Source organism: Enterobacter asburiae, from assembly GCF_008080435.1.
GTDB lineage: Bacteria > Pseudomonadota > Gammaproteobacteria > Enterobacterales > Enterobacteriaceae > Enterobacter > Enterobacter asburiae_C.
Map to the genome: position 1 here is coordinate 108,906 of NZ_VRKN01000005.1, position 11,560 is coordinate 120,465.

The 11,560-nt window shown below is 54.0% G+C and carries 9 protein-coding genes; all 9 read left to right on the forward strand.

The window, feature by feature from the left end:
* Window position 1 precedes the first annotated feature (1 nt).
* The 9 genes from nusA to FU672_RS11585 all read left to right on the forward strand — a co-directional run bounded on the left by nusA (window position 2) and on the right by FU672_RS11585 (window position 11,534).
* Window positions 2–1,504, forward strand: a complete 1,503-nt coding sequence (nusA, locus tag FU672_RS11545; protein ID WP_131635319.1) for a transcription termination factor NusA — start codon at window positions 2–4, stop codon at window positions 1,502–1,504.
* 24 nt (window positions 1,505–1,528) lie between these two features.
* Window positions 1,529–4,216, forward strand: coding sequence for a translation initiation factor IF-2 (infB, locus tag FU672_RS11550; RefSeq protein ID WP_148243343.1), 2,688 nt, complete (start codon window positions 1,529–1,531; stop codon window positions 4,214–4,216).
* Between the two features lie 89 nt (window positions 4,217–4,305).
* Window positions 4,306–4,710 (forward strand): 30S ribosome-binding factor RbfA, encoded by a 405-nt coding sequence (gene rbfA, locus FU672_RS11555; RefSeq protein ID WP_003024988.1) that lies wholly within the window; start codon window positions 4,306–4,308, stop codon window positions 4,708–4,710.
* On the forward strand, window positions 4,710–5,660 hold the full coding sequence (truB, locus tag FU672_RS11560) for a tRNA pseudouridine(55) synthase TruB (protein WP_148243344.1): 951 nt from the start codon (window positions 4,710–4,712) through the stop codon (window positions 5,658–5,660). Before rbfA ends, truB begins: the two co-directional genes overlap by 1 nt.
* Before the next feature lie 154 nt (window positions 5,661–5,814).
* Window positions 5,815–6,084: a 30S ribosomal protein S15 gene (gene rpsO / locus FU672_RS11565; RefSeq protein ID WP_003861789.1), complete on the forward strand. Its 270-nt coding sequence runs from the start codon at window positions 5,815–5,817 to the stop codon at window positions 6,082–6,084.
* A 242-nt stretch (window positions 6,085–6,326) separates the two neighbouring features.
* Window positions 6,327–8,465, forward strand: coding sequence for a polyribonucleotide nucleotidyltransferase (gene pnp / locus FU672_RS11570; RefSeq protein ID WP_148243345.1), 2,139 nt, complete (start codon window positions 6,327–6,329; stop codon window positions 8,463–8,465).
* Window positions 8,466–8,573: 108 nt separating this feature from the next.
* The gene (nlpI, locus tag FU672_RS11575; RefSeq protein ID WP_023309331.1) at window positions 8,574–9,458 is read left to right on the forward strand and encodes a lipoprotein NlpI; all 885 of its coding nucleotides are present in this window, start codon (window positions 8,574–8,576) and stop codon (window positions 9,456–9,458) included.
* Between the two features lie 107 nt (window positions 9,459–9,565).
* Window positions 9,566–9,646 carry a protein YrbN gene (gene yrbN / locus FU672_RS11580; protein WP_097397692.1) on the forward strand — a complete coding sequence of 27 codons (81 nt, stop codon included), beginning with the start codon at window positions 9,566–9,568 and terminating at the stop codon, window positions 9,644–9,646.
* On the forward strand, window positions 9,639–11,534 hold the full coding sequence (locus tag FU672_RS11585; RefSeq protein ID WP_148243346.1) for a DEAD/DEAH family ATP-dependent RNA helicase: 1,896 nt from the start codon (window positions 9,639–9,641) through the stop codon (window positions 11,532–11,534). Before yrbN ends, FU672_RS11585 begins: the two co-directional genes overlap by 8 nt.
* Window positions 11,535–11,560 lie beyond the last annotated feature (26 nt).

The window sequence follows — 11,560 nt, forward strand, 5'->3', positions numbered from 1 at the left end:
GATGAACAAAGAAATTTTGGCTGTTGTTGAAGCCGTCTCCAACGAGAAATCACTGCCGCGCGAGAAGATTTTCGAAGCGCTGGAAAGTGCACTGGCTACAGCAACCAAGAAAAAATACGAACAAGAGATCGATGTTCGCGTAGAAATCGATCGTAAAAGCGGTGACTTCGATACATTCCGTCGTTGGGTAATCGTTGAAGAAGTGACCCAGCCGACCAAAGAGATCACGCTGGAAGCGGCGCGTTATGAAGACGAAAGTCTGAACGTGGGTGAGTACGTTGAAGATCAGATTGAATCTGTCACCTTCGACCGTATCACCACCCAGACCGCTAAACAGGTTATCGTGCAGAAAGTTCGCGAAGCCGAGCGCGCGCTGGTTGTCGATCAGTTCCGCGATCAGGAAGGCGAGATCATCACCGGCGTGGTGAAGAAAGTGAACCGCGACAACATCTCCCTGGAGATCAAATCCGAAGGGTTGCCGGGTAACGCTGAAGCCGTGATCCTGCGTGAAGATATGCTGCCGCGTGAAAACTTCCGTCCAGGTGACCGTATTCGCGGTGTTCTGTACGCCGTTCGCCCTGAAGCGCGTGGTGCACAGCTGTTCGTGACCCGTTCTAAACCAGAAATGCTGGTAGAACTGTTCCGTATCGAAGTACCGGAAATCGGTGAAGAAGTTATCGAGATTAAAGCGGCGGCTCGCGATCCGGGCTCCCGTGCGAAAATTGCGGTGAAAACCAACGACAAGCGTATCGACCCGGTCGGTGCTTGCGTCGGTATGCGCGGTGCGCGTGTCCAGGCAGTTTCTACTGAGCTGGGCGGCGAACGTATTGATATCGTTCTGTGGGATGACAATCCGGCGCAGTTCGTGATCAACGCAATGGCTCCAGCTGATGTGGCGTCTATCGTTGTTGACGAAGACAAACACACCATGGATATCGCTGTTGAAGCGGGCAACCTGGCGCAGGCAATCGGCCGTAACGGTCAGAACGTACGCCTGGCGTCACAGCTGAGCGGCTGGGAACTCAACGTTATGACCGTTGATGACCTGCAGGCTAAGCATCAGGCTGAAGCCCATGCGGCGATCGATACCTTCACTAAATACCTGGATATTGACGAAGACTTCGCCACTGTTCTGGTTGAAGAAGGTTTCTCTACGCTGGAAGAACTGGCCTATGTGCCAATGAAAGAGCTGCTGGAAATTGACGGTCTGGATGAACAGACTGTTGAAGCCCTGCGTGAACGCGCTAAAAACGCACTGACCACCCTGGCGCTGGCTCAGGAAGAAAGCCTTGGCGATAAGAAGCCGGCTGATGACCTGCTGAATCTGGAAGGTCTTGATCGTGCGATTGCGTTCAAGCTGGCTGCCCGTGGTGTTTGTACGCTGGAAGATCTCGCTGAGCAAGGCGTTGATGACCTGGCTGATATCGAAGGTTTAACCGACGAGAAAGCCGGCGAGCTCATCATGGCCGCACGTAATATTTGCTGGTTCGGCGACGAAGCGTAATAAACTGTAGCAGGAAGGAACAGCATGACTGATGTAACTGTAAAATCGCTGGCTGCTGAGATTCAGACCTCCGTGGACCGCCTGGTACAGCAATTTGCTGATGCAGGGATCCCGAAGTCCGCTGATGACTCGGTGACCGCGCAAGAAAAACAAACCTTGTTAACGCACCTGAACCGTGAACACGGTTCTACGCCTGACAAGTTAACGCTGCAGCGCAAAACGCGTAGCACGTTAAACATCCCTGGTACCGGTGGCAAAAGCAAATCGGTACAAATTGAAGTCCGCAAGACGCGCACCTTTGTAAAACGTGATCCGCAAGAGGCAGACCGCCTTGCCGCGGAAGAGCAGGCACAGCGTGAAGCGGAAGAACAAGCTCAGCGTGAGGCGGAAGCAACCGCCAAACGTGAAGCAGAATTAAAAGCTGAACGTGAGGCCGCAGAAAAAGCGAAACGCGACGCAAGTGATAAAGTGAAGCGTGACGCTGCGGAAAAAGACAAAGTGAGCAATCAACAGACAGACGAAATGACCAAAACCGCCCAGGCTGAAAAAGCCCGCCGTGAAAATGAAGCTGCCGAGCTGAAGCGTAAAGCGGAAGAAGAAGCCCGCCGTAAGCTGGAAGAAGAAGCTCGCCGCGTCGCCGAAGAAGCGCGCCGTATGGCAGAAGAAAACGAGAAGAATGGTGTGAATACCGCTGAACCGACTGAAGATACCAGCGATTATCACGTGACCACTTCTCAGCATGCGCGTCAGGCTGAAGACGACAACGACCGTGAAGTTGAAGGTGGTCGTGGTCGTACTCGCAGTACTAAAGCTGCGCGCCCTGCGAAAAAAGGCAATAAGCACGCTGAATCCAAAGCTGACCGTGAAGAAGCACGCGCTGCCGTTCGCGGCGGTAAAGGCGGTAAGCGTAAAGGTTCCGCTCTGCAGCAGAGCTTCCAGAAGCCTGCTCAGGCCGTTAACCGTGACGTCGTAATTGGCGAAACCATCACCGTTGGCGATCTGGCGAACAAGATGGCGGTTAAAGGCTCTCAGGTCATCAAAGCGATGATGAAACTGGGCGCCATGGCGACCATCAACCAGGTGATCGATCAGGAAACAGCACAGCTGGTTGCTGAAGAGATGGGCCACAAAGTTATCCTGCGTCGTGAAAACGAGCTGGAAGAAGCAGTGATGAGCGACCGTGATACTGGTGCTGCGGCTGAACCGCGTGCACCGGTTGTGACCATCATGGGTCACGTTGACCACGGTAAAACCTCTCTGCTTGACTACATTCGTTCTACCAAGGTTGCCTCTGGTGAAGCGGGTGGTATTACCCAGCACATCGGTGCTTACCACGTAGAAACCGAAAACGGCATGATCACCTTCCTGGATACCCCAGGCCACGCAGCGTTTACCTCAATGCGTGCTCGTGGTGCTCAGGCAACGGATATCGTTGTACTGGTTGTTGCCGCAGACGACGGCGTGATGCCACAGACCATCGAAGCTATCCAGCACGCAAAAGCGGCGCAGGTGCCTCTGGTTGTTGCAGTCAACAAAATCGATAAGCCAGAAGCCGATCTGGACCGCGTGAAGAACGAACTGTCTCAGTACGGCGTTATGCCGGAAGAGTGGGGCGGCGAAGCGCAGTTCATCCCAGTATCTGCTAAAGCGGGTACCGGTATTGACGACCTGCTGAACGCGATCCTGCTGCAGGCCGAAGTTCTGGAGCTGAAAGCGATCCGTAATGGTATGGCGAGCGGCGCGGTGATCGAATCCTTCCTGGATAAAGGTCGTGGTCCGGTTGCAACCGTTCTGGTTCGTGAAGGTACCCTGAACAAGGGCGACATCGTTCTGTGTGGCTTCGAATACGGCCGCGTTCGTGCGATGCGTAACGAACTGGGTCAGGAAGTCCTGGAAGCGGGTCCGTCCATTCCAGTGGAAATCCTGGGTCTGTCCGGTGTTCCGGCTGCCGGTGACGAAGTGACCGTTGTGCGTGACGAGAAGAAAGCGCGTGAAGTGGCACTGTACCGTCAGGGCAAATTCCGTGAAGTTAAACTGGCTCGTCAGCAGAAATCTAAACTCGAGAACATGTTTGCGAACATGACCGAGGGCGAAGTTCACGAAGTGAACATCGTTCTGAAAGCTGACGTTCAGGGTTCTGTGGAAGCGATTTCCGACTCCTTGCTGAAACTGTCTACCGACGAAGTGAAAGTGAAGATCATCGGTTCTGGCGTAGGTGGTATCACCGAAACCGACGCGACCCTGGCTGCTGCGTCCAACGCTATCCTGGTCGGATTCAACGTTCGTGCGGATGCATCAGCGCGTAAAGTGATTGAAGCTGAAAGCCTGGATCTGCGCTACTACTCCGTCATCTATAACCTGATCGACGAAGTGAAAGCAGCGATGAGCGGCATGCTGTCTCCTGAGCTGAAACAGCAGATCATCGGTCTGGCTGAAGTACGTGACGTGTTCAAATCACCGAAATTCGGTGCGATCGCGGGCTGTATGGTTACCGAAGGTAACATCAAGCGTCACAACCCAATCCGCGTACTGCGTGACAACGTGGTTATCTACGAAGGCGAGCTGGAATCCCTGCGCCGCTTCAAAGATGACGTTAACGAAGTCCGTAACGGCATGGAATGTGGTATCGGCGTGAAGAACTACAACGACGTTCGCGTTGGCGATATGATCGAAGTGTTCGAGATCATCGAAATTCAGCGTACCATCGCTTAATTACCGATTGTAAGCCGGGATCGCCTCGCGCCACCCGGCAATAATTTTAAAAGGGGCTTTTAGCCCCTTTTTTGTCTGGAGATTTTATTATGGCGAAAGAATTTGGTCGCCCTCAGCGCGTAGCGCAGGAAATGCAGAAAGAGATCGCACTCATTCTGCAACGTGAAATTAAAGACCCGCGTGTCGGCATGATGACCACCGTTTCCGGTGTCGAAATGTCCCGCGATCTGGCGTATGCAAAAGTGTTCGTCACCTTCCTGAACGATCAGGACGAAGCGGCAGTGAAAAACGGCATTAAAGCGCTGCAGGAAGCCTCAGGTTTCATCCGCTCTCTGCTCGGCAAAGCGATGCGCCTGCGTATCGTGCCTGAACTGACCTTCTTCTACGACAACTCGCTGGTCGAAGGTATGCGCATGTCCAACCTGGTGACCAGCGTGGTGAAACATGACGATGAGCGTCGTGTTAACCCGGCGGACGACAGCAAGGAGGACTAATGAGTCGTCCTCGTCGTCGTGGTCGCGACGTGCATGGTGTGCTGCTGCTGGATAAACCCCAGGGCGCTTCCAGCAACGACGTGCTGCAAAAAGTTAAGCGTATTTATAACGCCAACCGTGCGGGTCACACCGGCGCGCTCGATCCGCTGGCAACCGGCATGCTGCCGGTCTGCCTGGGAGAAGCGACAAAGTTTTCCCAGTACCTGCTCGACTCCGATAAGCGATACCGCGTTATCGCTAAACTAGGGCAGCGCACGGATACCTCCGACGCGGATGGCCAGGTGGTGGAAGAGCGTCCGGTGACGTTCAGCGCAGAACAGCTTGATGCTGCGCTGGAGAGCTTCCGTGGGGACACGATGCAGGTGCCGTCGATGTATTCGGCGCTGAAATATCAGGGAAAAAAACTCTACGAATATGCGCGCCAGGGCATTGACGTCCCGCGTGAGGCCCGTCCGATAACCGTGTATGAGCTGCTGTTTATTCGCCATGAAGGTGATGAGCTGGAGCTGGAAGTGCACTGTTCGAAAGGGACCTATATTCGCACCATCATCGACGACCTCGGTGAAAAACTGGGCTGCGGCGCGCATGTGATCTATCTGCGCCGTCTGGCAGTGAGCAAGTACCCGGTGGAGCGGATGGTGACCCTGGAACATCTGCGCGAGCTGGTAGAACAGGCGGAAGTGCAGGGGATCGCGCCGGCAGATTTGCTGGATCCCTTGCTGATGCCGATGGACAGTCCGGTCGCGGACTTCCCGGTAGTTAATCTTCCTTTAACATCGTCCGTTTACTTTAAGAACGGTAACCCGGTTCGTACGGCACAAGCGCCGCTGGAAGGACTGGTACGCGTGACCGAAGGTGACGAAGGGAAATTCATCGGTATGGGCGAAATGGATGGCGAAGGGCGCGTTGCGCCGCGTCGTCTGGTCGTCGAATATCCGGTCGACGCGTGACGGTGATAACGGCTCACCTTGCGATAAGCAGGGGAGACGAGTAGAATATCGCCGCTTAACGCCTGGTAAATTGTTTAACAATCTGCGGGGCGTACATTGGATTGCTGAATTAGAGATCGGCATCCTTACATTCTTTATACTTTGGAGTTTGAAAATGTCTCTAAGCGTTGAAGCTAAAGCTAAAATCGTTTCTGAGTTTGGTCGTGGTACTAACGACAGCGGTTCTACCGAAGTTCAGGTTGCACTGCTGACTGCACAGATTAACCACCTGCAGGGTCACTTTGCAGAGCACAAAAAAGATCACCACAGCCGTCGTGGTCTGCTGCGTATGGTTTCTCAGCGTCGTAAACTGCTCGACTACCTGAAACGTAAAGATGTTGCACGCTACACCGCGCTGATCGAGCGTCTGGGTCTGCGTCGCTAAGTCTTGCGAGTTTCAGAAAAGGGGGCCTGATGGCCCCTTTTTTCAACCAGACGGCAGCAATTCACTGGAAACTATTGTATTGTTGCTATAAATGATCTTCATTGCAGAGGTTCGCGCGGCTAATGAGAGGCTTCACCCATGGGGGTGTTGGTTGTCATTAGTCGCGAGGATGCGAAGAAGATCGGGTTAAATCGACAGCACACCGGTGGTGTGCTGTCAAACATTTAAGAAAGGACAGAACTTTGCTGAATCCGATCGTTCGTAAATTCCAGTATGGTCAACATACCGTCACGCTGGAAACCGGCATGATGGCTCGTCAGGCTACTGCTGCCGTTATGGTAAGCATGGATGACACTGCGGTATTCGTTACCGTTGTTGGCCAGAAAAAAGCTAAACCAGGTCAGGACTTCTTCCCGCTGACCGTTAACTACCAGGAGCGTACCTACGCTGCCGGTAAAATCCCGGGTGGTTTCTTCCGTCGTGAAGGCCGTCCAAGCGAAGGCGAAACCCTGATTGCGCGTCTGATTGACCGCCCGGTTCGTCCGCTGTTCCCGGAAGGCTTCGTTAACGAAGTACAGGTTATCGCGACCGTTGTTTCCGTTAACCCACAGGTTAACCCGGACATCGTTGCCATGATCGGCGCATCCGCTGCCCTGTCACTGTCTGGTATTCCATTCAATGGCCCAATTGGTGCCGCGCGCGTTGGCTACATCAATGACCAGTACGTGCTGAACCCAACTCAGGAAGAGCTGAAAGAAAGTAAGCTGGACCTGGTTGTTGCGGGTACTGAAGCCGCTGTACTGATGGTTGAATCTGAAGCTGAACTGCTGAGCGAAGACCAGATGCTGGGCGCTGTGGTATTTGGCCACGACCAGCAGCAGATCGTTATCCAGAACATCAACGACCTGGTGAAAGAAGCCGGTAAACCACGTTGGGACTGGCAGCCAGAAGCGGCAAACGACGCGCTGAATGCCCGCGTTGCAGCCCTGGCAGAATCTCGTCTGAGCGATGCATACCGCATCACTGACAAACAGGAGCGTTACGCTCAGGTTGACGTGATCAAGTCTGAAACTATCGCGACCCTGGTTGCTGAAGACGAAGCGCTGGACGCTAACGAACTGAGCGACATCCTGCACGCTATCGAGAAAAACGTTGTTCGTAGCCGCGTACTGGCAGGCGAGCCGCGTATCGATGGCCGTGAAAAAGACATGATCCGTGGTCTGGATGTGCGTACTGGCGTTCTGCCACGTACTCACGGTTCCGCGCTGTTCACCCGTGGCGAAACGCAGGCGCTGGTTACCGCGACCCTGGGTACTGCACGTGACGCACAGAACATCGACGAACTGATGGGCGAGCGTACTGACAGCTTCCTGTTCCACTACAACTTCCCTCCGTACTCCGTAGGCGAAACCGGTATGGTTGGCTCGCCGAAGCGTCGTGAAATTGGTCACGGTCGTCTGGCGAAGCGCGGCGTACTGGCAGTAATGCCAGAAGCAGACAAATTCCCGTACACCGTACGTGTGGTGTCTGAAATCACCGAATCCAACGGTTCCTCTTCTATGGCTTCCGTGTGTGGTGCCTCTCTGGCGCTGATGGATGCAGGCGTGCCAATCAAAGCCGCCGTTGCGGGTATCGCAATGGGCCTGGTGAAAGAAGGCGACAACTTCGTTGTTCTGTCTGACATTCTGGGTGACGAAGACCACCTGGGCGATATGGACTTCAAAGTGGCGGGTTCCCGCGACGGTATCTCTGCGCTGCAGATGGATATCAAAATTGAAGGTATCACCAAAGAGATCATGCAGGCTGCTCTGAACCAGGCTAAAGGTGCGCGTCTGCACATCCTGGGCGTGATGGAACAGGCGATTAACGCGCCTCGTGGCGACATTTCTCAGTTCGCTCCACGTATCCACACCATCAAGATCAATCCAGACAAGATCAAAGATGTTATCGGTAAGGGCGGTTCTGTGATCCGTGCGCTGACCGAAGAGACTGGCACCACGATCGAAATCGAAGATGACGGTACTGTGAAGATCGCAGCAACCGATGGCGAGAAAGCGAAATTCGCGATCCGTCGCATCGAAGAAATCACTGCAGAGATCGAAGTGGGCCGCGTCTACGCAGGTAAAGTGACCCGTATCGTTGACTTTGGCGCGTTCGTTGCCATCGGTGGCGGTAAAGAAGGTCTGGTTCACATCTCTCAGATCGCTGACAAGCGCGTTGAGAAAGTGACCGATTACCTGCAGATGGGTCAGGAAGTACCGGTTAAAGTTCTGGAAGTTGATCGCCAGGGCCGTATCCGTCTGAGCATTAAAGAAGCAACCGAGCAGTCTCAGCCAGCTGCTGCGCCAGAAGCACAGGCAGCAGAACAGCAAGGCGAGTAAGTTGCCATTTGCCCTCCGCTTTGCGGAGGGCCTATTATCAGGCAGGACGCCTTGTTAAGCCGCCGGGGGACAGGACGTTCATCCAATAGTTGTCTTCGGGAGTGGGAAATGAAGCCTTTTTTGCGCTGGTGTTTCGTTGCGACAGCTTTAACGCTGGCAGGATGCAGCAACTCTGCCTGGCGTAAGAGCGAAGTCCTCGCAGTGCCATTGCAACCGACTTTGCAGCAGGAAGTGATTCTGGCACGCATGGAACAAATACTTGCCAGTCGGGCTTTAACCGATGAAGAACGCGCACAGCTTTTATATGAGCGCGGAGTGTTGTATGATAGTCTCGGTCTGAGGGCATTGGCGCGAAATGATTTTTCACAAGCGCTGGCTATCCGACCTGATATGCCTGAAGTATTCAATTACTTAGGCATTTATTTAACGCAGGCAGGCAATTTTGATGCTGCCTATGAAGCGTTTGATTCTGTACTTGAGCTTGATCCAACTTACAACTACGCGCACTTGAATCGCGGTATCGCATTGTATTACGGCGGTCGTGATAAGTTAGCGCAAGATGATCTGCTGGCGTTTTATCAAGACGATCCTAATGATCCTTTCCGTAGCCTGTGGCTTTACATCGTTGAGCGGAAGCTCGATGAGAAGCAGGCAAAAGAGGCACTGAAACAGCGCTTCGATAAATCGGACAAGGAACAGTGGGGATGGAACATTGTCGAGTTCTACCTGGGCAACATTAGCGAAGCAACGCTGATGGAACGCCTCAAGGCGGACGCAACGGATAACACCTCGCTCGCTGAGCATCTCAGTGAAACCAACTTCTATTTAGGTAAGTACTACCTAAGTCTGGGGGATATGGACAGCGCTACGGCACTGTTCAAATTAGCGGTTGCTAACAACGTACACAACTTCGTTGAGCACCGTTATGCATTGTTGGAATTATCGCTCTTGGGCCAGGAGCATGACGACCTGGCAGAATCGGACCAGCAATAGCTGACGACATAAACATCAGCCCGTAATCTTTTGATTGCCATCACCTTAACTGGTGAGGGCGTTGTTGTTCGTCAATACACCTACTTTGAGCCGGTTCACACTTTTCAATGAAAATTGCTAATCATTTTCACGATGAGCTAAGTAGACTGGCCGCCATTAATATCGAGGCACTTGTACTACATGGCTGAATTCGAAACCACTTTTGCAGATCTGGGCCTGAAGGCTCCTATCCTTGAAGCCCTTAACGATCTGGGTTACGAAAAACCATCTCCGATCCAGGCTGAGTGTATCCCACACCTGCTTTCTGGTCGTGACGTGCTGGGCATGGCCCAGACTGGTAGCGGTAAAACTGCAGCATTCTCGCTGCCGCTGCTGAACAACATTGATCCGGACCTGCGTGCACCGCAGATCCTCGTCCTGGCTCCAACCCGTGAACTGGCTGTTCAGGTTGCAGAAGCAATGACGGAATTCTCTAAACATATGCGCGGCGTAAACGTGGTAGCCCTGTACGGCGGCCAGCGTTATGACGTGCAGTTACGCGCCCTGCGCCAGGGCCCACAGATTGTTGTCGGTACGCCGGGCCGTCTGCTGGATCACCTGAAGCGCGGTACTCTGGACCTCTCTAAACTGAGCGGCCTGGTACTGGATGAAGCAGATGAAATGCTGCGTATGGGCTTCATCGAAGACGTCGAAACCATCATGGCGCAGATCCCGGAAGGTCATCAGACCGCGCTGTTCTCTGCCACCATGCCAGAAGCGATTCGTCGTATTACCAAACGCTTCATGAAAGATCCTCAGGAAGTGCGTATTCAGTCCAGCGTAACCACTCGCCCGGACATCAGCCAGAGCTACTGGTCTGTGTACGGCATGCGCAAAAACGAAGCGCTGGTACGTTTCCTGGAAGCGGAAGATTTTGATGCGGCGATTATCTTCGTACGTACCAAAAACGCGACCCTGGAAGTGGCTGAAGCGCTGGAGCGTAGCGGCTACAACAGCGCAGCGCTGAACGGCGACATGAACCAGGCCCTGCGTGAGCAGACTCTGGAGCGTCTGAAAGACGGTCGTCTGGATATCCTGATTGCAACCGACGTGGCAGCACGTGGTCTGGACGTTGAGCGTATCAGCCTGGTTGTTAACTACGACATCCCGATGGATTCCGAGTCTTACGTTCACCGTATCGGCCGTACCGGTCGTGCGGGTCGTGCTGGCCGTGCGCTGCTGTTCGTTGAAAACCGCGAGCGTCGTCTGCTGCGTAACATCGAACGCACCATGAAGCTGACCATTCCAGAAGCGGACCTGCCAAATGCAGATCTGCTGGGCAAACGCCGTCTGGAAAAATTCGCCGCGAAAGTACAGCAGCAGCTGGAAAGCAGCGATCTTGATCAGTACCGTGCGCTGCTGTCGCAGATTCAGCCTACCGCTGAAGGCGAAGAGCTGGACATGGAAACCCTGGCAGCAGCACTGCTGAAAATGGCTCAGGGCGAACGTAGCCTGATTGTGCCACCAGATGCGCCGATGCGTCCTAAGCGTGAATTCCGTGACCGTGACGATCGCTTCGAACGTCGTGGCGACCGTAATGACCGCAATGACCGTGGCCCACGTGGTGACCGTCCAGAGCGTGGTGGTGAAGACCGTCCACGTCGTGAACGTCGTGACGCGGGTGATATGGAACTGTACCGCATTGAAGTGGGCCGTGATGATGGCGTTGAAGTTCGTCACATCGTTGGCGCGATCGCTAACGAAGGCGACATCAGCAGCCGTTACATCGGTAACATCAAGCTGTTTGGTACCCACTCCACCATCGAACTGCCGAAAGGTATGCCGGGCGAAGTCCTGCAGCACTTTACTCGCACTCGCATCCTGAACAAGCCGATGAACATGCAGCTGATGGGTGATGCACAGCCTCGCACTGACCGTGGCGGCGAACGTCGTGCCGGTGGTCGCAGCTTCGGTGGCGAACGTCGTGAAGGTGGTCGTAGCGAAGGTCGTGGTGAACCTCGTCGTTTCTCCGGCGAGCGCCGTGAAAGCCGTGGCCCACGTCGTGACGAAGGCACCAGCCGTCGCCGTGACGCGTAAGCCTTACGCAACTGACGTAAAGTAAA